Raw genomic sequence first — 23,520 nt, forward strand, 5'->3', positions numbered from 1 at the left:
GTTTAGCCCATGACTGAACAACACTCGAACACGCCATTTTCGGATTTGATCCGGGAGATTGGCTTGAAAAAGAAAAGACAGGCAGATGAAAGATTAGCGGAGCTGGGCATGAATGCACAGCAGGGGCAGATGATCGGTTATATTGCGGAGAATCAGGAAAAAGGTCTGATCCAAAAGGATCTGGCGGAGCATTTCAATCGCAAGGAGGCCAGCATCACCAGCATGCTTCAAGGCCTGGAGAAAAAAGGATACATTAAACGGGTGATTCCAAAAGAAAATGAGCGGCAGAAAAATATCTATCTTTTGGAGAAAGCAACAGCTCTGGTCGAGGAGTTCAATGAGATTTTTGCGGAAGTGGAAAAAAGCATCACTGACAATCTTACTACGGAAGAGGCAGAAACACTGATGAAATTATTATTAAAGGTGAATTCGAGCCTGTAGGCTGCTTGACATGAAATGCATTTCACAATTTACAGTAAAGGGGACCCTATAAATATACATGAGGAGAACCTGCTATGAACATCAAGTTAATTGCGGTAGATATGGATGGAACTTTTTTAGATGATTCCAAGAACTATAACCGGAAATGGTTCAAACGGCTGTACGCTGTAATGAAGGCAAAAGGCGTTCATTTCGTGGTGGCCAGCGGGAACCAGTATTATAAGCTAAAAACTATTTTTGAAGAGATTCAGGATGAACTTGCTTATGTCGCGGAGAATGGCGCCTATGTTATTGATGGAACAGAAGTATTATTCACCGGCAGAATCGCACCGGATAAGGTAAACCTGATCGTAGACAAGCTGAGTCAATATGAGGAGATTTCTGCAGTTATGTGCGGAGTGGATGGGGCTTATGTGCTCGAAAGTGAAAGTGATGAATTTTATGAGCTCATGTGCCGTTATTATCCGAGACTGCAGAAGGTTAACGCACTCAAGCAAGTAAATGACCAGATTTTCAAATTTGCATTAATAACTCCTGACTTGACCGCTGGTGGGGTTGACAAATACCTGCCGCTGCTTATGGAAGAGCTGAAGGGTATAGTTGACCCTGTGACCAGTGGTCATCAGTGTATTGATCTGATCATCCCTGGTTGCCACAAGGCATCCGGGCTTGAACGTCTGATGGAGCGATATAGTGTCCGGCCTGATGAATGCGCGGCTTTTGGAGACAGCAATAATGATATCGAAATGCTGAAGTTGTGCAAATACAGTTACGCTATGGATAACGCATCGCCGGAAGTAAAAGCTGTAGTTAATTATCACACGGTGAGCAATAATGAACATGGTGTGCTGCATGAGATTTCATTACTTCTGGGAGAACCATCTTTGCTGGAAAATATAGAGGACGGGAAAATAAGATCCGAAATATTAAGATAACAGGCTTCCCGCACATGTTTATCGTACACACTAATTAGGACATAACCAACTAACCAAAACCAGCAGGGTTCAGGACTCTGTTGGTTTTGGTTTATTTTATTATGTTTGTATTGTTTTTTTTATTTGTGCTATTGTTTATAACAGAATGAATGAGAGATTAAAGGTTATTATTCAGATATTATACATAGGAGTGATAGGATGCTTACGAAGATCAGCCTGGAAGGCGAATGGAAGCTGCAATTGGATGAGGCGAAAAAAGGACTGGTAATGCCTTTTGTAGATGTCATTGCTCTTCCGGGCACAACGTCTCACGCCCTAAAGGGACCTAAGAACGAGCAAATACTTGTAGACGCTCTCACAGATGAGTACTTGTTCGAAGGATATGCCTGGTATTCAAAAGAATTTGATATTCCGGAGGCACTTTCCGGGAAAACCTGCATTCTGCATCTGGAAAGAACCAGACTTACCACTGTTTGGCTGGATGGTATAGAGATCGGCAACCGTGACAGCCTGAACACCCCTCATGTATATGACCTCGGACAGCTTCGTTCCGGTAATCATACACTAACTATCCGTGTTGATAATACGGATTATCCGACTAAAGGCGGACATTTAACTTCGAAGGATACCCAGACCAACTGGAATGGGATTACGGGACGCATTGAGTTGCAATTTTACAGTGAATCTTATTTGAGCGGCATTCGTCTTGATCCGGATGTGTCAGGGCGATCAGTTCGCATCACAGCCACTCTTGAAGGCGCGGATGCAGGCATGATCGCTGTTTCGGCCTTTAGTTTTAATAGTGAGACTGAACAGAACATAACCGGACAAGAGTACAAAATCTCACGCGGAGAGTTTTCAGTCAGCTATGGCCTCGGACCGGATGCACTTCTCTGGAGTGAAGCCGAACCCAACCTGTATAAGATAAGTATTACACTCAGAGGTACGGGAGAAGGGGATTCCGATCAGCATGAGCTGACTTTTGGACTTAGGGATTTCAAGACAGACGGCGACAAATTTACGATCAACGGACAAAAGACCTTTCTCCGCGGCAAGCACGACGGTCTGATTTTCCCATTAACCGGATATGCGCCAACGGATCTGGAGGAATGGCTCCGAATACTTGGCATCTCGAAGTCCTATGGTATTAACCATTACCGTTTCCATACCTGCTGCCCGCCGGAGGCGGCCTTTGCCGCTGCGGACATGCTCGGTATCTATATGGAGCCAGAGCTGCCATTCTGGGGAACGATTACAGAAGAAACGGATGAGGGCCATAATCAAGCCGAACAAGACTATCTGATCAGCGAAGGATATGCCATTCTACGGGCTTTTGGCAACCATCCATCCTTCGTAATGATGTCGCTTGGCAACGAACTGTGGGGCAGCCGAACCAAGATTGATTCCTTTCTGAAAGACTATAAGGCTTTCGATGATAGACATCTCTATACACAGGGCTCCAATAACCATCAGTTTGTTCCGGAAGTCCTGGAGCATGAGGATTTCTTCTGTGGTGTGCGTTTCTCCAAAGACCGGCTGTTTAGAGGCTCTTACGCGATGTGTGATGCCCCTCTGGGACATGTTCAGACCGATGAACCTGGTACCATGAAAGATTACGATGAGCAATTCGTACCTCCCGCTTTAGGGAATGGGAATGATCCTGCAGTAGCAACTGGGGATACCATACAAATTCAGTATGGCACTGAAGCTAAGACCGTACAGGCCGGAGATGCATCTGGTGAATGGATTCCACGAATTCCGGTAGTCTCCCATGAGATTGGACAGTATGCGACTTATCCGGATTATGCAGAAATCAGTAAATATACAGGTTCACTCAAAGCCAAGAATTTTGAAATATTCCGCGACCGGCTGGATGATAAGGGATTGGGTCATCTCGCTGAGAAATATTTTGAATGTTCTGGGCAGTTGGCAGTAGCTTGCTACAAAGAAGAGCTGGAGGCAGCGTTCCGTACCCGAAAACTTGCCGGATTTCAGCTTCTGGATCTGCAGGATTTCAGTGGTCAGGGGACTGCGCTGGTAGGCATTCTTGATGCCTTCATGGATTCCAAGGGGCTCATTTCCGCAGAGGAATGGCGTACGTTCTGCAGTGATGCGGTTCTGTTGGCGAGATTTGAGAAGTATAACTATGTCTCCGGAGAACGTTTCGATGCGCATGTTGAGTTGTCCTGGTACCGGAACGGGTCGCCGGACACCCTTGAACTGCAGTGGGAGTTGAATGCTGATGGAGGAACACTGGCAAAAGGTAGTTCTGAAGCAGTAATACCGGCTGGGTCCAATTATATCGATATCTGTGATATATCCATCGCTCTTCCTGAGGTCGTGCAAATGACCAAAGCCGTTCTTTCTTTGTGGATACCAGGTACGGATATCCGCAAGAGCTACGATGTGTGGATTTATCCGCAAAATACTGGCGGGGTGCTGGACGATGTGCATTTCTTCCAGGAACTATCGCCGGAAGCGATCAACTTGCTGGAGCAAGGCCAGAATGTGCTGCTTATGCCTAAGCCGGAGTCTCTCCAGAACGCTGTTGAAGGTTTTTACTGTACAGAATTCTGGTGTTATCCTATGTTCCGTTCCATCTCCGAGAGCATGAACAAGCCCGTACCAGTAGGTACAATGGGTCTGCTGATCGACAATAACCACCCTGTGTTTCGCGATTTCCCGTGCGAAGAATATTCTACGTACCCTTGGTGGAACATCATTCAGAATTCAAAGTCCATCATCCTGGATGGAACCGATCGGTCGTGGAGTCCCATTGTGCAGACCATTGACAACTTTGAGCGCAACCACAAGCTGGGCTTCTTGCTGGAATGCAGCGTGGGGGCAGGTAATCTTCTGATATGTGCGCTTGATGCGGACAAAGCAAGCGTCACTCCTGAAGGCAGACAGTTCTTATCCAGCTTGACCCATTACATGAAATCCGCAGATTTCAAGCCGCAGTACCGTGCGGACGTTGCTGAGCTTCAGGAGTTACTTCAATAAGAAAAGCTAACAGAGGTGTCCTAAAGCCAAGCATTTGGCTGATTGGGACACCTTGTTTTTTTGAACAGGGATCCATGTGATTGCTTGGTGTGCGCTTTCTTAAACGTTCCAGAGGGTTTGGGAACCATTACTATTCTAGAATGAAACAGCCACGAGGCTATTTACATTGAGTTAAGGGTACTGGAGGAAATATCTTCTTGTCTACTTTTCCATAGATTATTGATAAGGTGGAGGAAGTATGGATAAGAGGTGATGTAGATCATGATTAGAAAACACTGTTTGTTCTGTGATGAGATGGTCCCTGTTCAACAGGATGGCGAATATGACAAATATACAGGATGCTCCTGTTCGCCGGGCGGGTTCTATAGCTTATTAAGAGACAGCTATGAAGCGATTACCTCACTCCCGCACCCAAGGAAACGCGATTTGCTTCATATTGTATCGGCTTATATCCGGGAGCAGACCGATTGTGGCGTGAAGGTCGTCCTAGCTGAGAATGATGTGGAATCCATTACAAATTTACCGGAAATCCCTGTGACCCTTGAAGATAAGGGGACCCGGTTCTTGCAATATTTGTACAGACACTCCGAGGGCCCGGGAGAACCGGTCATCATTCAGCCGCTCTCCAGCAGTTATAACCTGACGTATTCTCCCAACTTGCAAGAGCTGGTATATATCATTGATAAACTCATCGGCGAGCAGCTGATCATAAGGGAAGGCATGACTTTTAAGCTTACCGATAAGGGATGGAGTGAGACTGCGGCAAAGGCTGGCGGCAAAAAAATAAAACCATGCTTCGTACTCATTCCGGACGATGAGGATCAGCGTACAGAATGGCTGGAAATGCTGTTGCCTAAAATCGAGCAGTTCGGTTATTTACCTCGCTTGCTTGCACATGACAAAACGCAGAATCAGGATCACAATTCTCTTGAGTTCATCGGAGACAGCAGACTGATTATCGCTGACTTGACCGGTCATTCGCCAGAGGTGTATTTTACAGCAGGATATGCACTTGGTCTGAACATTCCGGTGATATGGACCGTTCACAGCAGTGAGGCGGATATACTTCGGGTTCAAATTAAAGACATTCGTCCAATCGTCTACGATACCGTGGAAGAACTGGCCGTTATCCTGCAGCAGAGGCTTAGCTATGGGCGGATAGATGATTTCAGAATATAGGCCGATAAACGCAAGCCGACATACTTAACAGACGTCTCAGTACTAATAAGATGTCTGATTTTTTGAGGGGAGACCGGATCATACGATCCGGTTTCTTTTCTGTGTAACCAAAAACACTAATCACCGTATTAGGGTTATGATTAAGATGCCCATAATAAATTCGAGCAGAGGTAATAAAGCGTATGAATGAGAAGACTACGGATCAGGGTGAGACGATGTACAGGGTGGCTGAGCAGAAGGCAGCTCAGTATTTTGCATCCCTTTATATGCAGGTTAAGGACAAATCATATATCCCTGCTGTGACCAAAGATATTCAGTTGTGGAGACGGAGACATGTTCATAAAAATTCATGGCTGTCTTTTTTTACACGGTGGAAGAAAAGTGCTGTTTCCCGGGATTATGAACAATATATCGAATGGCTGAATCATACCGGGCAATTAGATGACTACTTGGATCGCAGTATCTCCTATATTTATATGAGAGACTTGGGGAAAACACTGGACGATCCCCGCACGCAGGCACGAATTCAGCAGGTAATTACAGACACGAAGCATCACTTGATTCCTTCCAATACATCCGGGCGGCAGAACCGAGCAGAATCCATTAGTGTCGCCGGATTTTTCCGGTGGGCCCAGAAGGAGGGCATAGCATCGACGGCCATTTGGCTGATAGAGAAGCTTAAGAATGTCGCCACTCATATCCCGAAGGAAATGGATGCCGATCAAGCCGAACGCAAACTCATCAAAATCATAGTCGGAGTCGTCCTGCATGTGATAGAAGAAATGGATGACAATACAGCATCTGCAGAACGGTCCCGGAGACTGGATGAAGCGATCCGGATCGGCTACTCCTACGGTTTGACGTATCCTTTTATTGACGATCTTCTGGATTCTAAGGTTTTAACAGCTCCCGAGAAAGAACAATATTCCGGTATGATCCGGACTGCGCTGCTAACAGGGGTAGTGCCGGAGCTTAGCGAGTGGCCCGGAAAGAACATGGAGATTATCCAATATGTCCATGCAGAGCTGCGGAATGCGTTCGAATATATGAAGATCCTTCAGAAACCGGAGACGGAGACGACCTTTTTCGGGCAGTCGTATGTTTTTTTTAATGCCCAGGACATTGACCGAAATAAGGAACTTACTAATGCGAATTACACCAATGAAGAACTTTATATTCCTATTATTTTAAAATCCTCTTCCTCCAGGTTAATTGTCCGTTCCGTGATCAGCGCACCCGTGGACGAAGGTTTTGATGAGCGGACCTTTTATTACGGAATCTATAATCAGCTGGCTGACGACTTTGCAGATATGTTTGATGATATGGAGGAGGGAGCGGTAACCCCCTATACCTACTATTTGAAATATCGTAAAGTCCGTTCGGATCTGATCAATCCCTATGAATTATACTGGACGGTGATCTCCCATCTGATTCATAATGTATATCACTCTGATCCCAAGACCCTTGAGGTCATTCTGGATCGTGCCATCAACGGACTCAAACGCTATAAAGCACGCATAGGGACTGAACGGTATAACGAGATCATGGAGATCTTTGCATCCGGGAACCCGGAATTTAACCGGCTTATTCAACAAATGGTACGAAAAGCAGATCATGTTGATTTCTTCGACAAGTTGCTTCGGGACCGGATGAACACCCAACTTAAAAATGAACGTAAGGAAAAGGAAGAATTTCAGCGGACCGTTCACACCGCCCGGGACCATATCAATCATCTGCTGGAGATTCCCATACCGGATGGTATTCCTCTCATGAAAGAATCATTGATTGAGGCTGCGAATTATAGCCTGACCGGGGACGGGAAGCGGATACGGCCTATTTTGACCTGGGTCCTGGGTGTCGAGGGATATGGACTTCAGTCCGCTGCAATCGAGCCGCTTCTCCGGTCATTGGAATTCATGCATACCGCATCCTTAATATTCGATGATCTGCCTTCTCAGGATAATGCACCTACCCGCAGAGGAAGGCCAACCTTGCATGAGGTGCATAATAGCGCCACAGCTGAATTAACGGGACTTTATCTGATTCAGAAAGCCATTCAAGAGCAAGCTTCGCTGAAGGCTTTCGATCCTAAAACCGTGCTGGCTTTGATGCAATATTCGGCTGAAAAAGCAGAGGACATGTGCATGGGGCAGGTAATGGATTTGCACTCCAAAGGCAAGGCATTGACGCTGGAGCAACTGAACATGATGTGCTTTTACAAAACCGGATTAGCGTTTGAAGCCTGTTTGGTGATGCCTGCCATTCTTGCTCAGGTGCAGCCTGCGGAAATTGCAGCGTTGAAGAAATTCGCTTATCATGCTGGTATTGCTTTTCAGATCAAAGATGATCTGCTGGATGAGGAAGGGGATCATCAACTGCTTGGCAAGAATACCCGTATGGATGCGGACAATAATAATTCGACCTTTGTATCTATTCTTGGTCCGGAAGCGGCTAGAATCGAGATGTGGGATCACTATTGCCACGCAGTAGAAGCGTTGAATGCGATCTCCCGGCAAGCCGCTTTTCTAAAGCACTTATTAGACTATATTATTAACCGGGACCGCTAAATTTACGGAAGTACTGGGGGAGACCATGAATAAAACTGAACGGCAGCTCGCCATCACACTTGAACTGCAGAGGAGCAAGGTGCTTCGAGCGGAAGACTTGGCTGATCAATTCGAGACGAGTGTGCGGACGATATACCGTGACATTCAAGCATTGAGTGAGGCGGGGGTTCCGATTATCGGCGCTCCCGGGCAGGGGTACTCCCTGATGGACGGGTATTTCCTGCCGCCAGTCGGCTTCACTGCCGAGGAGGCTGTGGCCTTGATTATGGGGACGGACTTCATTGAACAGAGGCTGGACGCTTATTACGGCAGTGTAGCGAAGGCGGTACGGCGCAAAATTGAGGCCGTCCTTCCCGAGCCGGTACGCTCTGAATCCAACCGGGTACGTGAAACGATGCGGCTTCTTCACACCAAAGAACCGGTAACCGGCCATAAGGAAAAAGACTATCTCGGAGATGTAAGGCGTGCCGTTCTGGAACGACGCAAATTGAGCTTTACCTATCTGAAATCTTTGCCCGGATCCGACGGGAACCGGAAAAGCATGCGGAAGGTTGCCCCGTATGGACTGGTGTTCATTCAAGGGAATTGGATTCTGATCGCACACTGCGACCTGCGGCAGGAAATCCGCCATTTCCGTTTGTCGCGGATGACAGAGCTCGACGTGCTCGATGAGTCGTTCACGGTGCCAACCGGATTTGACCTGAGCCGCTACCGCCAACCAGATGACCGTAATATTCGGGTACAGATACGGGTGAATCCTGAGAAGGCGGACAAAATCGCAGAAACCGGCAGCTTTTATATGGAAACGATGGAGGAGCGGAAGGATAGCCTATTATTTACCTTTCGCGTCCGGCACACGGAAGAATTGCTTCCGTATGTCCTTAGCTGGGGCGGGGACGTAGAGGTGCTCGAACCGGAGTCATTCCGCCATAGGATCCGGGAAGAGGCCGATAAAATTCTTAAACGCTACTGACAAGCAAAGTGACCATACGCATAACCCTTTGGCCGCAACCGTGTATATTTATAGTATGAATAGATGAACTTTGAAAATTTCAAAATGTGATTGTAATCCTCCTTTTTGTTTAGCCTCCAAGCTAGAATGAAGTTGTTGATAAACATTATCATTCAGGAGGTTAAGCATATGAACACAGAATACAAGATTGCGAAAGATACTTATTGGGTCGGTAAAATTGATAACCGGGAGGTACCTTTTCATCGGCTGATCCTGGCGAAAGGAACTACCTATAACTCCTACCTGCTGAAAACCGGCAAACCTACGATCATCGACACTGTAGATATGGAGTTTGGACGTGAATATGCGGAGCGGTTAAGCCAATTCATTGATCCCATGGATATTGAATATATCGTAATTAATCATACAGAACCTGACCATTCCGGAGGACTGGCTGCGCTCTCCTCACGGGCACTCAATGCCACGATTGTCTGCACAGCGATCGCTGTGCCGGAGCTGCAGGAAATGTACAAGCTTCACAGCCGGAATTTCCTGGTTGTAAAGGACGGAGATACACTGGATATCGGCGGAAAAACCTTGCTGTTCAAGGAGACTCCGTACCTTCATACGGCTGAGACTATGATCACATATTGTGTGGAAGATAAAATCCTCTTTCCTTGCGACATTTTCAGCACCCATGTTGCTGTGAATAAGCTGTTCAGCGATGAGGCCGGATACGACATCACGGATGACTTCAAAGGCTACTACAGTGCAATTATTCACCCGCACCGGAGATACGTCAGAACGCTAATGACTGCTGTTCAGGACCTTGATATTGAGATGATCGCACCTTCTCACGGATATCTGATCCGGGAAGACATCCGCAAATATATTGATCTCTATGATGTACTCAGCCGTGAGACTACTGAAGGCAAAAAGGCTGTTATTGTCTATACCACACTTAAGAATAATACCAAAAGAATGGCGAATATCATGAAGGATTGCCTGAATGCAAACCAGATTGAGACTGAAGTGTGGGATGCCGACAAGAGTAGTGCGGAAGATATTCTGAACAGTATCGCCTCTGCAGATGCCGTGTTTATAGGAAGCTCTACCAGATATGCTGATATGATCGGCAACCTGGAGCCTATCCTGCAAGAGATGAAGAATATGGATCTGGAAGGCAAACTGGCGGCTGCCTTTGGCTCCTACGGTTGGAGCGGGGAAGCGATAGAAGTGATCCAGGATTATCTGAACGCCACGAATATGACTGTACAGAGTACTTCGGAAGTCATTAAATCCACAGGGATGATCCACATTGAATTCCCGATACGTGTCCGTTTCTCGCCTAAGGCGCCGGAAAAGGTTCAACAAATCAAAAATGCTGCGGAATTTGTCTCTGATCTTCTGCTCAGTTCTTATTAAGGGGGCAGAACATGAATAAACATTATCTTATTATTGGCAGTGGAGTAGCGGCTGTTCATGCCGCCAAGGCGATACGCGATCAGGATCCTGATACGGAGATTTCAATTCTGGGTGAGGAGGGGCATTTGCCCTACAACCGGATTAAGCTGACCAAAGGATTGTTCACCGATTTGCACAGTGAAAAGGTACTGATCAAGAAGGAAAAGTGGTATAAGGATAACCGAATCGCTGTGCAAACCTCAACCCGGGTAACGAATATTCATACAGACCGGCAACAAGTTGAGACAGCTGACGGCAGAATGATCACTTACCACAAGCTGCTGCTCTGTATGGGGGCGAGAAACCGGGCACTTCCAGTGGAGGGTGCAGGGCTGAAGAATGTCCATACCATCCGGGATCTGGAAGATGCTGATTCCCTGAAAGCGAGTCTTGAGAGCGGCAATCGTATCGTAACCATCGGCGGTGGTGTACAAGGTCTGGAGACGGCATGGGCCTTACACGAAGCTGGTTATGAAGTGACTGTTATCGAAGCGGCTCCGCGGTTAATGGCTCGTCAACTGGATGAAACCTCTTCAAAAATGCTGAAGGAAACCCTTGAACAAGCCGGTGTGAAGGTTATTCTGCATACCGGTGTGACCTCGATAACAGGTGTGGAATCCGTAACAGGGGTTACACTTGACGATAATTCTGTAATTTCCTGTGATCATGTCGTTTATTCGATAGGTATTGTGCCGAATACAACGCTTGTGAAGGACACCCCGATTGATACCCGTTCCGGTATTGTCGTGAATGCACATATGGAGACTAGTGCTCCCCATGTATATGCTGCAGGAGACATTGCTGAAATGAACGGACATGTGGAAGGTTTGTGGGGAGGAGCTATGGAGCAGGGGCGCATTGCCGGTAATAATATGGCGGCTAATGAACCTGTTGCTTACCGCAAAGCAGTTCCGGTCACTTACTTTAATGCATTTGGAATCTCGCTGTTTTCGATTGGACAGACAGATGAGGCGCTGTGTGACCAGAGTATATCAGCAGTAGAGAACGGGGTATATACCCAGATATTTGTGAAAGAAAACACAATGATCGGCGCTGTTTCCTGGGAGGGGGCTGCGGCCTCGCTGGTCTATAAATCCGCTATTGAGTCAGGCTGCAGCCTGGAAGGCATCAATCTTTCCAGCAGTATTTCAGTAATTATGGAGGAAGTTAAGAGTAGATTACAAAGCTAACCTGAGTAGATCAAAGAGGAGATGACCCTGATGAAAAAGTATGTATGTGAGCCTTGTGGTTATATTTATGATCCTGCAATTGGTGATCCTGACGAGGATGTAGAACCGGGCACCGCTTTTGAAGATTTGCCTGAGGATTGGGTCTGCCCGGTCTGCGGCGAAGATACCAGCCATTTTTCACCTATATCTTAGAGAATTCTGCAAAGGAGAGACCCGATATGCCGGAACATTCCTGCCAGAATGCCGCTGAGCCCTGCACCCGCAAAGTACCCATCTTCGCTTCCCTTTCCGGCGCGGACCTCTCCCGGATCAGTGCGATGATTATCCACCGGAAGTACTCCAAGGGACAGTCTCTGATTCTGGAAGAACAGCCGACGGATACCCTGTATATTATTCAGCAAGGACAAGTGAAACTGTCCAAAATGACTCCGCAGGGAAAGGAGCAAATCCTGCACATTTTGACAGCCGGTGATTTTTTTGGCGAACTCAGCATCTTTAACAGCGATGAGCTCAGTAACTTTAGCGCATATGCATTGAAAGATACCAGTATCTGCATGCTGACCAAAACAGATATGGAGCTGCTGATCATGGATAATCCCGATATTGCCTTCAAACTGCTTAAGACGGTAACTAAAAGACTGGCGCATACCGAGAATCTGGCGCAAAGCCTGGCTACCAAGGATCCGGAAATCCGGATTGCCTATATGATTCTGGAGCTTAGTGATGTCTATGGTAAAATGCGGGGCGATAAGATTCATATCGATCTCCCGCTTTCACGGGAAGAACTGGCGAATTACGTAGGCGTTACACGGGAAACCATTAGTCGGAAATTTGCAATCTTTGAAGACCTGGGTCTGATTGAGCTGATCGGCAACAAGCAGATGATCATCCGCAACCGGCCCTCCTTGGAGAAATATATGGACTGACAATTGAAGACAAAAAAAAGAGTGTGCCGGAATTTGGATTCTGGCGCACTCTTTTTTACAATGTGGACTAGGCTTGTTCTAATTGCATAGCCGGACCAAAAAACTCATAGTGGATCTGTTCCTCTTTCATCCCTATCGCCAGCAGTTCACGGATCATGGCTTCCATGAAAGGAACCGGTCCGCATACATAGGCATCACCTGCTGGATCCACATACGATGCTAATGCTTCACGAGTGATTTGGCCGTCCGGGCCGCTTGAATAAAAGGTTTTATATTTGATATTGCTCATGTTCAGCGCATGCTTCTCAACATCATTACCAAAAGCGGCTAGTGATTCATTTCGTGCCGCATGCAGGAACACAGTAGGGCGGTCCGGCGATGACACGGCTACCGTTTCGAGCATGCTCATCATTGGCGTGATACCGACACCACCGGAGATAAAAGCCACCGGTGTGGTTTTGGAAGTATCCAGCAGGAATTCTCCGGCAGGTGCACTTACTTCCACGGTATCTCCTTCGCTTACCTGTGTATGAAGGTAGACAGAGACTACTCCATTCGGATCATTGTCAGCTTCCCGTTTCACGGAGATGCGGAACTCGTCAGGATTGGATGCTTGAGACAGGCTATACTGGCGGATCATAGTATACTGTTCACCCGGGATTAGTACCCGCACTGAAATGTATTGTCCTGGTTTGAACGCCGGTACACCCGAGCCATCAGCAGGCTTGAGATAGAAGGAGGCTATGCTGGAGCTTTCCTGTACTTTTCGGACCACAGTAAACGGTTTGAAGAAATTCCAGCCATTCTCTTGCTCGCGCGCTTCCTTGTACATGTTCGCTTCAACACCAATGAAGGCGGCTTCGATTACGCCATAAGCTTCTTCCCAAGCCTTCATGATATCATCGGTTGCTGCGTCCCCAAGCACTTCCTTGATGGCTTTCAGCAGAAATTCACCGACAATCGGGTACTGCTCCGGTTTAATACCAAGACTCACATGTTTATTGGCAATCTGGACGACTGCAGGCAAAATATTCTCCAGGTTGTCAATGTGAACTGCAGCAGCATACACTGCATTCGCAAGGGCAGTCTGTTGCCGGCCTTGTGCCTGATTGGCATGGTTAAATACATTCAAAAGCTCAGGATGGGCCGCAAAGAGATTCCGGTAGAATACCGTAGTTATTGCAGTACCGTGTTCCGCAAGGACAGGGGCTGTGGATTTGACAATTTCTCGTGTTTGTGTGGATAAAATGACCGTTCACTCCTCTCAATTTTACAAATTTAATATATACTCTTTTACATTTAAAAGATATATTTAAAATACCACTTTAACAAAACGGACACTTTTTCTATCTTATTTTGTATCAAAGATCACATAATTTATCCAGGCTGCGAAATTATCGTGAAGGTTCCTCAAGCAGCAACCTTTCCTCGTCTCTGCTGTGAATAGCATTCACCACCACAAGCGCATGGAAATGCTGAAGCACTTCTGTTGTGAGGCCGTCTTCGTCAAGCATGGTTTTGATATCTGTGATCATGATTCGGAGGAGCTCATGATCACGAGTCAGCCTGGTTACTACATTCTGCAAACCGGGGTTATTCGCCGCCATCTCCGGGTAGAACCCTTCTTCTTCCGCCTCCGCATGACTCAGTATCCTGGTCTCCCAGTACTCCACAAGGTGATCGGCCGCTTGTCGTGCAACCTCGAATTCTTGTATCTCCAGCAGTTTCTCGACTTCTTCAGTTTTGTCTATTGCACCCGATAGTCCGCCTTGATGTATGGCATGATGGGCGTGCAGTTGACGTAAAGAGGGTCCTACCATTTGTTTATCCTCCCCAAAATTTTTTCTCAGTATAACATAGAAGGCAGCATTGAAATTTCCGGTTAGGACATCCCCTGAACAAAAAGAGGGAATTCCCTGACAGCAGTTAGCAGCGCACACCTTTCTAAAACACTTAGAAGGCTCTCCTGATTCAAGAGGGGGGCTTTTCACTTTTTGCTGAATCAAGGGATTTCCCGAGGGACTATAGGACATTCCCTAATGGGAACTCCGGTCCGGGACATCCATAATGGAGGTATTCGAATGAATAGTGAGTCGGACTCTTCCATGTCCTTCATTCTGCAAAGGAGTGTTTGTAAGCGATGAAGAAAAAGTATGGCTTGAACTTTTTTAAGCCGGTTGAAAGTTATTCTGGAAAGTGGTCCATTCTGGAGGAAAAGAACAGGGATTGGGAAGATATGTACCGCCAGCGCTGGTCTCATGATAAAGTGGTCCGCACAACGCATGGAGTGAATTGTACAGGCTCCTGCAGCTGGAAGGTATTCGTGAAGAATGGAATTATTACTTGGGAGAATCAACAGATTGACTATCCGTCCTGCGGACCGGATATGCCAGAGTTCGAACCCCGCGGCTGTCCCAGAGGAGCAACCTTTTCCTGGTATGAATATAGTCCACTTCGGGTGAAATACCCCTATATGAGAGGGAAGCTGTGGCGCCTCTGGAAGGCTGCAGTGCAGGAGCATGACAATCCCGTAGATGCTTGGGCAAGTATCGTAGAAGACCCGGAGAAAGCGGATCTCTATAAAAAAGCCCGAGGCAAAGGGGGGCTGACCCGGGTTGCGTGGGATGACGCGCTTCGTCTGATCTCGGCACAGTTAATCTATACCATACGAAAGTATGGGCCAGACCGGATTGCCGGGTTCACTCCGATTCCGGCTATGTCTATGGTCAGCTATGCTTCGGGTGCACGGTTCCTCTCCCTCATTGGAGGGCAAATGCTCAGCTTTTACGATTGGTACGCTGATCTGCCCCCGGCTTCTCCGCAAATATGGGGCGAGCAGACGGATGTTCCAGAATCCTCAGATTGGTACAATGCCGGCTATTTGATCATGTGGGGCTCGAATGTACCGCTAACCCGGACCCCGGATGCCCACTTCATGACTGAAGTACGATATAAAGGAACCAAAGTGGTGTCCGTTGCACCGGATTTGGCAGAGAACGTCAAATTCGCTGACAACTGGCTTGCACCTAATCCGGGTACCGATGCTGCCTTAGCTCAGGCAATGACCCATGTGATTCTGAAGGAATTTTATTATGAACGCCAAGAAGCGATGTTTATGGACTATGCCAAACAATATACGGACATGCCTTTCATCATTCTCCTGGATCCCCATGAGCAGAGCTTGAAGGGCGGTCGTTTCCTCCGTGCGAGCGATCTCGGTGATTCCTCTCCGCATGCGGAATGGAAACCAGTGATCTATGACTCTGTCTCAGAGGAGCTTGTGGTTCCGAACGGGACGATGGGGCAGCGCTGGGAGACGGATAAGAAGTGGAATCTCATTCTTGAACGGGAAGACGGAACGAAGATTGTTCCTGCACTTTCTGTTGAAGAACACGGCGGGCAGTGGGAAGAGATTGTATTCCCTTATTTCGATCAAGCGGGGAACGGTACATTCACACGGACGATTCCTGCTATGAAAATACGTCTTGCTGATGGAACGGAACGATATGGTACAACGGTATATGATCTGATGATGAGTCAATACGGGATCGGCAGAATTGAGAGTCCTTGGAACGCCAAGGACTATAACGATAGCGCCTCCCATTACACTCCTGCATGGCAGGAGAACATCACAGGTGTGAAATCCAGTGTTGTGGTTCAGATTGCCCGTGAATTCGCCCAGAACGCCATTGATACCGGCGGACGCTCCATGATTATCATGGGAGCAGGGATTAATCATTGGTTCAATAGTGACACCATCTACCGCTCCATCCTGAACCTTGTAATTCTTACCGCATCCCAGGGGGTAAACGGGGGCGGCTGGGCGCACTATGTTGGTCAAGAGAAATGCCGCCCGATCGAAGGATGGTCGACTATCGCTTTTGCGAAGGATTGGCAGGGCCCGTCCCGGCAGCAGAATGCTACGTCGTTTTTCTACTTCGCAACAGAACAATGGCGTTACGAAGAGAGTGGTACCGATTCGCTTAAGTCACCGACAGCAGGAGAGGTAGCCTACCAGCACCCCGCCGATTACAATGTGCTTGCGGCAAGGCTGGGCTGGCTGCCTTCCTTCCCGCAGTTTAACAAGAACAGCCTCATGTTCGCAGAAGAAGCCGCTCAGCAGGGCAAAAAAACCAATGCTGAGATCATCGCCCATACGCTGGAGGAGATCAAATCAAGAACGACCCGTTTTGCTCTAGAAGATCCGGGTGCACCCGAGAATTTCCCGCGAAGCTTATTCATATGGCGTTCTAATCTGATATCCAGCTCCGCGAAGGGCCAGGAATACTTTATGAAGCATCTGCTCGGTGCATCAGATGGACTGCTTGCCACGCCGAATGAAGAGCAGAAACCCGAAGAAATCGTCTGGCGGGAGGATGTAGAAGGCAAGCTGGATCTGATGGTCGCGCTGGATTTTCGTATGACCACAACCCCGTTGTATGCAGATGTCGTTCTTCCGGCGGCTACCTGGTATGAGAAGACGGATTTATCCTCAACAGATATGCATCCGTTCGTTCATCCATTTAATCCTGCGGTCAATCCGCTGTGGGAATCCCGTTCAGATTGGGATATTTACCGCCAGCTCTCGGAAGTCTTCTCGGAAATGGCGAAGTCAGAGTTGCCGGGTGTCTACAAAGATCTAGTCGCTACACCGCTTGCCCATGATTCGATCAGTGAGATTTCTCAGCCGATGGGCTTGGTCAAAGACTGGGCCAAAGGTGAAGTGGAAGCTGTTCCGGGCAAAACGATGCCAAATCTGATTATTGTGGAACGAGATTATACCAAGATTCATGATAAATACATCTCACTTGGACCTAATCTGGTCTCCGGCAAAGCAGGCGCACACGGCATCAGCTTCTCCGTGGCTGATGAATATGAAGAGCTGAAACGTCTGAACGGGGTCTTTTATGATGATTCGATCAAAGATGGTTTGCCCAAAATTCAAACTGCCCGTCAGGTAGCAGATACGATTCTTCATCTGTCTTCTGCAACCAATGGCCGGGTATCCCAGAAAGCCTACGAACAGGCAGAGAAGGATTCTGGCGTTGTGTTAAGAGATATCTCAGCGGACCGGGCTGCGGAGAAAATCACATTCCATAGCATCACCGCACAGCCCCGGGAAGTGATTCCTACACCGGTATTCAGCGGTTCCAACAAACAAGGGCGCAGGTATTCGCCGTTCACTACCAATATTGAACGTCTGGTCCCGTTCCGGACCCTGACAGGCAGACAGCACTTCTATATTGATCATGAAATCTTTCAACAGTTTGGTGAAGCATTGCCTATCTACAAACCGACCTTGCCGCCGATGGTATTCGGACCGCGGGACAGGGAAGTAAAAGGCGGGCAGGATGCGCTTGTCCTTCGGTATTTAACACCACACGGCAAGTGGAATATTCACTCCACATATCAGGACAACCAGCACATGCTGACTCTTTTCCGTGGCGGGCCTACGGTGTGGATTAACAACGAGGACGCAGAACAGCACGATATTGCTGATAATGATTGGCTGGAGGTCTACAACCGGAATGGCGTGGTCACTGCCCGTGCTGTCGTCAGCCACCGTATGCCTAGAGGCACCATGTTCATGTATCACGCACAAGACAAGCATATTCAAGTACCCGGCTCCGAGATTACCGATACGCGTGGCGGCAGTCATAATGCTCCCACCCGAATTCATCTTAAGCCCACCCAGATGGTTGGGGGTTACGCACAGCTCAGCTATGGATTTAACTACTACGGCCCAATCGGCAACCAGCGTGATGTATACGTAGCCGTGCGAAAAATGAAGGAGGTCAACTGGCTTGAAGATTAAAGCGCAAGTAGCAATGGTGATGAATCTGGATAAGTGCATAGGCTGTCATACCTGCAGCGTGACCTGCAAAACGACCTGGACCAACCGCAAAGGTGCGGAATATATGTGGTTTAACAACGTGGAGACCAAACCGGGTATCGGTTATCCGAAACGCTGGGAAGATCAGGAACTCTACAAAGGGGGCTGGCAGCTCCGCAAAGGCAAGCTTGAGCTGAAATCCGGCAACAAGTTGTCCAAGATCGCGCTCGGGAAGATTTTTTATAACCCGGACATGCCAGAGATGAAGGATTATTATGAACCCTGGACATACAATTATGAGCATCTTACGGACGCGGGGGAACAAAAGCATTCACCTGTGGCACGTGCGCATTCGGCAGTAACAGGCGAGAAGATGGACCTGGAGTGGGGTCCGAACTGGGAGGATGATCTGGCCGGCGCACACGTAACCGGACCGCTTGATCCGAATATCCAGAAGATTGAAGAGGAGATCAAGTTCAACTTTGAACAATCGTTCATGATCTATCTGCCACGGTTGTGTGAACACTGCCTTAATCCCAGCTGTGTCGCCTCTTGTCCTTCAGGAGCGATGTATAAAAGGGAAGAGGATGGCATTGTTCTCGTAGATCAGGAGGCCTGCCGGGGCTGGAGATACTGCATGACGGGCTGTCCATATAAGAAGGTATATTTCAACTGGCAGACCAACAAAGCGGAAAAATGTACGTTTTGCTTCCCGCGTGTGGAAGCTGGATTGCCGACGGTATGCTCTGAGACCTGTACTGGTCGTATCCGTTATCTAGGCGTTCTGCTCTACGACGCGGACAAGGTGCTGGAGGCTGCTTCCACACCGGATGAGAAAGATCTGTACAAAGCCCAATGTGATTTATTTATGAATCCGCATGATCCTGAAGTCATCGCCCAAGCCAGAAAAGACGGGATCTCTGAGGATTGGCTGGAAGCCGCCCAGAATTCACCGGTATATAAGCTTGCCATTGAACATAAGCTGGCGTTCCCGCTGCACCCGGAATACCGGACGCTGCCGATGGTATGGTATGTCCCGCCACTCAGCCCGATAATGAATTATTTTGAAGGGAAGGATTCTCTGAAGAATCCGGATATGATTTTCCCGGCGATCGAGGAAATGCGGACACCCATCCAGTATCTGGCCAATATGCTGACCGCAGGCGACACTCAGACGGTAAAAGAAGCTCTCCAGCGGATGGCTATGATGCGCTCGTATATGCGTGCTAAATCAGCCAATCAACCCTTCGATGCAAGCCGGCTTGAGCGGGTAGGATTGACAGCACAGCAGACTGAACAGATGTACCGCTTGTTGGCTATCGCCAAATATGAGGACCGCTTTGTAATTCCGACATCCCATAAGGAACAAACTATGAATCCATATCGTGCCCAAGGCTCTGCTGGGTATGGCAACCGGATGGGTGACATGGGTTCCTTCGGGTCATCAGGATCGGGATGTGATGGATGCGGTCCGTCAAATACTGCCGGTTCGGAGTCGAAGACGGCCAAGGAATTATACGAAGAGAACTTCTACGGAGGGATCTGGCGTGATTGATTTAACGAAGCTGTATACATTCAAGCACTCCTTCGGGTACTTTGCATTGCAGCTAATGTATCCAGAAAGTCAGGATTTTCAACAGTCTTTCCCGGAAGAGGTGTTCGAAGAGGGACATCCGGCTTACCACCATCTGCATATGTACGGGACGCTCATGCAGCAATACAGTTTGGATGAGATACAGGAACAATATGCAGCAACCTTTGATTTTCAGCGGGATTGTGCACTGTATATGACCTATTTTAAATTTGAGGATGCCAAGGAACGTGGTCAAATCCTCGCCAAACTAAAAATGCTGTATGAAATGTATGGGCTTGAAATGCCTGAAGGTGAATTGCCGGACTACTTGCCGCTCATGTGTGAATTTCTTTATGCAGCCGAATGGCTTAACGATTCACGGACACCCGAGAATTTCCGGATGCTGATTGGGGTTCTGGAGGATGGCACATATCACTTGCTTCAGGCGCTGGACAAGAATCAAAGCCCGTATTTCCACCTGGTGAAGGGTCTTCGGGAAACACTCAAAGCTTGCATCGAACAGGAGGCAGTCAGTCAATGAATATGTTCGATCAATTCTTATGGGTCATTATTCCATACATTTGCCTAGTCGTTTTTGTTGTTGGGCATATCTACCGCTACCGGAGAGACCAGTTCAACTGGACGGCCAAATCCAGTGAATTTATCGAGAAGAAACAACTGAAATATGGAAGTATTCTCTTTCATCTTGGAATTATTCCTGTTATCTTCGGACACATTGGCGGTCTCGTTGTTCCAAAATCATGGATGGAGGCTGTGGGTGTAAATGAGCATACGTATCATATCGGGGCAGTATATATCGGTGGGATTTTTGGAATCGTCACTCTGGCCGGTATGCTGATTCTTACCTCACGGCGATTTACACTTAAGAACGTCCGGCGGCTAAGCAGCGCTTCTGATTTGATTGTTAATTCTCTGCTCTTGTTCATTGTATTTATGGGCATGTACTCTACACTTGTTACCAACGCGGTGCAGCCTGAATTTGATTACCGTGAGACCATTTCCGTATGGTTCCGTGGCTTGTTTATGTTCAGACCCGATCCTGCGTTAATGACAACTGTGCCGCTATCCTTTAAAATTCACGTCCTGTCAGGTTTCGCGATCTTCGCATTCTGGCCCTTTACCCGGCTTGTTCATGTATGGAGTGTTCCGTTGAATTATGTAGGCAGAAGTTATATTCTATACAGAAGACATAAATCGAATTAAAGGAAAGTAAGTGTGCACTTCTTTCCCTGTTCAAATAGGAGAGAACACGATGAAAAACAAGGTTGATTATCAGCTGGAGCTTGACCTGATCCGTGAAGCTTTAGGGTATGATTTCATGTCATTGGCACTTGCAGACCCTGCAGAATATGATTATGTCATCCGATGGAAATACGCCTCCGGCAATCTGAATTCCCGTTATAAAGGGATTGTTCTTCAGTCGGGAAGAGGAGTAGCGGGCATCGTATTCAAAACCGGAAAGCCGTTCTTACTCTCTTCAGTAAAAGAACAGGTTCGGCAAGAAATGCTGTTTAATTATCCGATTGTTAAATCAGAGAATCTGCAGAGTATAGGGGCAGTACCCCTGTGGAACGATGCCCGTGTAGCCGGTGTGCTTCTTGGTGGTTTCCGGGGGATTCAGCAGGTTAATGAAACCATGCTGAGGGATCTGGAGAGTATGGCTCGTAAGGGGATTGGAGACTTGAACGGGAAGGAATTGTTGCTGAGTTGATGCTGCCAACCGGGATGGATTCACTAAATATTCTGATGCTGAAGCTGTTTGAGAACAGCAGGGAAGCTATCTTCTTTTTTGACAGGGAAGGGAAGACACTGGCCATGAATCCTGCAGCCTCCAGTATTGTGGACAGCGACTTTCTAGACCAGCTAGAGCAAGGGAATTCCCTTGCTCTCTGCAGTACATGCAGGGGGTATACCAGTGACCATGAGCTCCGTACCTGTTCCAACTGCTTTTTTCATACAACTGAATCCGAGGATTTCACCTCCTACCAGGTTTACCTTGAGACGAAATACAAAGGGATTGTACCCTACACAGCAAGCTTTCATACGATAGATCCCGAGAATGGGATCCGGGTGTTAATGCTCCGGGATCTAACCAGACAGTTCAAGACCCAGGAGAATTTTTATCAGAATAAAATGATGAAGCATGTGATTGAAGCACAAGAGAATGAGCGAAAGCGGATTTCCCGTGAACTGCATGACAGCGTTGCCCAGGAGCTTATGAGCGCTGTAGTGGATTTGCGGGTGCTTAAGTACATGACCACAGATGACAACATACTTAAGAAGGTCAAGCAGACCGAAGTCTCTATGACGCGGCTCCTGAATGATATCCGCAATCTCTCTGTGGAGCTTCGTCCGGCTGCGCTCGATGATTTCGGGCTGGAAGCAGCCTTCCGTTCCCACTTTAAGCGGCTGGAGCAAATCTACGGACTTATCATAGAATTTGATTCCGATCTCTCCGAGAACCGCTATGACAGTGAAATAGAAACGGTGATGTACCGGGTCTGCCAGGAAGCTGTGCTCAATGCTCTAAAGTATGCACAGGTAGACATGGTCCAAGTAAAACTTACCGAGCGTGACGGAATGCTGAAGCTCACAATCGAAGATGAAGGTATCGGCTTTAACTTAGGGGATGAACCAAACGGTACCGGACTGGGATTATACGGTATGCAGGAGCGTGCAGAATTAGTAGGAGGCAGCTTCAGCATAAGGACGGAGGCAGGAAAGGGAACTACAATTATTATTCAAGTTCCTGCCGGAGATGGAAGTGGAAAGGAATGATCACCGGATGAAGATCGTTATCGCAGACGACCATGCCATTGTGCGCAGCGGTTTTGCCATGATTCTTAATTTCCAGGATGACATCGAAGTCATTGGTGCTGCTGCCGACGGGATAGAAGCCTATGCCATGGTAGCGAAATGCAGGCCGGATATCCTGATCATGGATCTTAGCATGCCGCCCGGAGAGAGCGGACTGATCGCTACAGGCAAGATCAAGGAGGATTACCCCGATACCAAAATATTAATTCTGACCATGCATGATGATGAAGAATATCTGTTCCATGTCCTGAAGAACGGAGCGTCAGGTTATGTGCTGAAAAGTGCGCCGGATGAGGAGCTATTACTGGCTATTCGCACTATTCATCAGGGAGGAACCTATATTCATCCCAAATTGGCTACCTCCCTGGTCCGTGAATTCATCAAAAAGGATAAAACTGCCGCTTCAGAAGACCTGTTTGAACTGTTGTCCAAGCGGGAGCTTGAGATTTTGCCGCTGATCGCTAAAGGCTATGGCAATAAAGAGATCGCAGAAAGGCTGTTTATCTCCGTGAAGACGGTGGAGGCCCATAAATCAAAAATCATGGAAAAATTAAACCTGAAGAGCCGGCCGGAACTGGTGGAATATGCCTTGAAAAAAAAGCTGCTGGATTTCTAAGTT

The 23,520-nt window shown here is 47.7% G+C and carries 19 protein-coding genes; 17 read left to right on the forward strand and 2 right to left on the reverse strand.

From position 1 onward, the window contains the following. Positions 1-9: 9 nt before the first annotated feature. The 10 genes from ACAN54_RS02825 to ACAN54_RS02870 all read left to right on the forward strand — a co-directional run bounded on the left by ACAN54_RS02825 (position 10) and on the right by ACAN54_RS02870 (position 12,657). Positions 10-441 (forward strand): MarR family winged helix-turn-helix transcriptional regulator, encoded by a 432-nt coding sequence (locus ACAN54_RS02825; RefSeq protein WP_379152226.1) that lies wholly within the window; start codon positions 10-12, stop codon positions 439-441. A gap of 74 nt (positions 442-515) precedes the next feature. Continuing rightward, the gene (locus tag ACAN54_RS02830; protein ID WP_379152229.1) at positions 516-1,376 is read left to right on the forward strand and encodes a Cof-type HAD-IIB family hydrolase; all 861 of its coding nucleotides are present in this window, start codon (positions 516-518) and stop codon (positions 1,374-1,376) included. Positions 1,377-1,574: 198 nt separating this feature from the next. Next, on the forward strand, positions 1,575-4,379 hold the full coding sequence (locus ACAN54_RS02835) for a DUF8487 domain-containing protein (protein WP_379152232.1): 2,805 nt from the start codon (positions 1,575-1,577) through the stop codon (positions 4,377-4,379). A gap of 261 nt (positions 4,380-4,640) precedes the next feature. Continuing rightward, positions 4,641-5,558, forward strand: a complete 918-nt coding sequence (locus tag ACAN54_RS02840) for a hypothetical protein (RefSeq protein ID WP_379152235.1) — start codon at positions 4,641-4,643, stop codon at positions 5,556-5,558. A 182-nt stretch (positions 5,559-5,740) separates the two neighbouring features. Beyond that, entirely contained in the window at positions 5,741-8,125 is a 2,385-nt protein-coding gene (locus tag ACAN54_RS02845; protein ID WP_379152238.1) for a polyprenyl synthetase family protein, read from the forward strand. Between the two features lie 25 nt (positions 8,126-8,150). Continuing rightward, positions 8,151-9,098, forward strand: a complete 948-nt coding sequence (locus tag ACAN54_RS02850) for a helix-turn-helix transcriptional regulator (protein WP_379152241.1) — start codon at positions 8,151-8,153, stop codon at positions 9,096-9,098. Positions 9,099-9,266: 168 nt separating this feature from the next. Then, complete coding sequence (locus tag ACAN54_RS02855) at positions 9,267-10,502, forward strand: FprA family A-type flavoprotein (RefSeq protein ID WP_379152245.1); 1,236 nt, start codon at positions 9,267-9,269, stop codon at positions 10,500-10,502. Between the two features lie 11 nt (positions 10,503-10,513). Beyond that, positions 10,514-11,731 carry an NAD(P)/FAD-dependent oxidoreductase gene (locus ACAN54_RS02860; RefSeq protein ID WP_379152248.1) on the forward strand — a complete coding sequence of 406 codons (1,218 nt, stop codon included), beginning with the start codon at positions 10,514-10,516 and terminating at the stop codon, positions 11,729-11,731. Positions 11,732-11,761: 30 nt separating this feature from the next. Further along, positions 11,762-11,923, forward strand: coding sequence for a rubredoxin (gene rd / locus ACAN54_RS02865; RefSeq protein ID WP_379152251.1), 162 nt, complete (start codon positions 11,762-11,764; stop codon positions 11,921-11,923). 26 nt (positions 11,924-11,949) lie between these two features. Next, positions 11,950-12,657 carry a Crp/Fnr family transcriptional regulator gene (locus ACAN54_RS02870; RefSeq protein ID WP_379152255.1) on the forward strand — a complete coding sequence of 236 codons (708 nt, stop codon included), beginning with the start codon at positions 11,950-11,952 and terminating at the stop codon, positions 12,655-12,657. A 67-nt stretch (positions 12,658-12,724) separates the two neighbouring features. Here ACAN54_RS02870 and hmpA read toward each other — a convergent pair whose 3' ends face one another. Together hmpA and ACAN54_RS02880 are read right to left on the reverse strand one after the other, a co-directional pair. Continuing rightward, complete coding sequence (gene hmpA, locus ACAN54_RS02875) at positions 12,725-13,906, reverse strand: NO-inducible flavohemoprotein (RefSeq protein ID WP_379154127.1); 1,182 nt, start codon at positions 13,904-13,906, stop codon at positions 12,725-12,727. A 145-nt stretch (positions 13,907-14,051) separates the two neighbouring features. After that, the gene (locus tag ACAN54_RS02880; RefSeq protein WP_379152258.1) at positions 14,052-14,477 is read right to left on the reverse strand and encodes a hemerythrin domain-containing protein; all 426 of its coding nucleotides are present in this window, start codon (positions 14,475-14,477) and stop codon (positions 14,052-14,054) included. 320 nt (positions 14,478-14,797) lie between these two features. Between ACAN54_RS02880 and ACAN54_RS02885 the strand changes: the two genes are divergently transcribed. From ACAN54_RS02885 to ACAN54_RS02915, 7 genes are read left to right on the forward strand one after another with little or no spacing between them, the layout of a single operon-like run. Beyond that, positions 14,798-18,472 (forward strand): nitrate reductase subunit alpha, encoded by a 3,675-nt coding sequence (locus tag ACAN54_RS02885; protein WP_379152261.1) that lies wholly within the window; start codon positions 14,798-14,800, stop codon positions 18,470-18,472. After that, positions 18,462-20,045: a nitrate reductase subunit beta gene (gene narH, locus ACAN54_RS02890; protein ID WP_379152264.1), complete on the forward strand. Its 1,584-nt coding sequence runs from the start codon at positions 18,462-18,464 to the stop codon at positions 20,043-20,045. The genes ACAN54_RS02885 and narH overlap by 11 nt, the downstream gene beginning before the upstream one ends. Continuing rightward, entirely contained in the window at positions 20,038-20,604 is a 567-nt protein-coding gene (gene narJ / locus ACAN54_RS02895) for a nitrate reductase molybdenum cofactor assembly chaperone (protein WP_379152267.1), read from the forward strand. Before narH ends, narJ begins: the two co-directional genes overlap by 8 nt. Beyond that, positions 20,601-21,287, forward strand: coding sequence for a respiratory nitrate reductase subunit gamma (gene narI / locus ACAN54_RS02900; protein WP_379152272.1), 687 nt, complete (start codon positions 20,601-20,603; stop codon positions 21,285-21,287). Before narJ ends, narI begins: the two co-directional genes overlap by 4 nt. A gap of 49 nt (positions 21,288-21,336) precedes the next feature. Beyond that, positions 21,337-21,795: a GAF domain-containing protein gene (locus ACAN54_RS02905; protein WP_379152275.1), complete on the forward strand. Its 459-nt coding sequence runs from the start codon at positions 21,337-21,339 to the stop codon at positions 21,793-21,795. Beyond that, positions 21,792-22,862: a sensor histidine kinase gene (locus ACAN54_RS02910; protein ID WP_379152278.1), complete on the forward strand. Its 1,071-nt coding sequence runs from the start codon at positions 21,792-21,794 to the stop codon at positions 22,860-22,862. The genes ACAN54_RS02905 and ACAN54_RS02910 overlap by 4 nt, the downstream gene beginning before the upstream one ends. A gap of 7 nt (positions 22,863-22,869) precedes the next feature. After that, positions 22,870-23,517 carry a response regulator gene (locus ACAN54_RS02915; RefSeq protein ID WP_379154129.1) on the forward strand — a complete coding sequence of 216 codons (648 nt, stop codon included), beginning with the start codon at positions 22,870-22,872 and terminating at the stop codon, positions 23,515-23,517. The last annotated feature ends 3 nt before the right edge of the window (positions 23,518-23,520 follow it).

The sequence above is a fragment of the Paenibacillus diazotrophicus genome (genome assembly GCF_042610465.1).

Bases quoted from the DNA above. Each gene is read 5' to 3' on its own strand.
- ACAN54_RS02825 (WP_379152226.1), top strand. From the start codon at position 10: ATGACTGAACAACACTCGAACACGCCATTTTCGGATTTGATCCGGGAG.
- ACAN54_RS02830 (WP_379152229.1), top strand. From the start codon at position 516: ATGAACATCAAGTTAATTGCGGTAGATATGGATGGAACTTTTTTAGAT.
- ACAN54_RS02835 (WP_379152232.1), top strand. From the start codon at position 1,575: ATGCTTACGAAGATCAGCCTGGAAGGCGAATGGAAGCTGCAATTGGAT.
- ACAN54_RS02840 (WP_379152235.1), top strand. From the start codon at position 4,641: ATGATTAGAAAACACTGTTTGTTCTGTGATGAGATGGTCCCTGTTCAA.
- ACAN54_RS02845 (WP_379152238.1), top strand. From the start codon at position 5,741: ATGAATGAGAAGACTACGGATCAGGGTGAGACGATGTACAGGGTGGCT.
- ACAN54_RS02850 (WP_379152241.1), top strand. From the start codon at position 8,151: ATGAATAAAACTGAACGGCAGCTCGCCATCACACTTGAACTGCAGAGG.
- ACAN54_RS02855 (WP_379152245.1), top strand. From the start codon at position 9,267: ATGAACACAGAATACAAGATTGCGAAAGATACTTATTGGGTCGGTAAA.
- ACAN54_RS02860 (WP_379152248.1), top strand. From the start codon at position 10,514: ATGAATAAACATTATCTTATTATTGGCAGTGGAGTAGCGGCTGTTCAT.
- rd (WP_379152251.1), top strand. From the start codon at position 11,762: ATGAAAAAGTATGTATGTGAGCCTTGTGGTTATATTTATGATCCTGCA.
- ACAN54_RS02870 (WP_379152255.1), top strand. From the start codon at position 11,950: ATGCCGGAACATTCCTGCCAGAATGCCGCTGAGCCCTGCACCCGCAAA.
- ACAN54_RS02880 (WP_379152258.1), bottom strand. From the start codon at position 14,477: ATGGTAGGACCCTCTTTACGTCAACTGCACGCCCATCATGCCATACAT.
- ACAN54_RS02885 (WP_379152261.1), top strand. From the start codon at position 14,798: ATGAAGAAAAAGTATGGCTTGAACTTTTTTAAGCCGGTTGAAAGTTAT.
- narI (WP_379152272.1), top strand. From the start codon at position 20,601: ATGAATATGTTCGATCAATTCTTATGGGTCATTATTCCATACATTTGC.
- ACAN54_RS02905 (WP_379152275.1), top strand. From the start codon at position 21,337: ATGAAAAACAAGGTTGATTATCAGCTGGAGCTTGACCTGATCCGTGAA.
- ACAN54_RS02915 (WP_379154129.1), top strand. From the start codon at position 22,870: ATGAAGATCGTTATCGCAGACGACCATGCCATTGTGCGCAGCGGTTTT.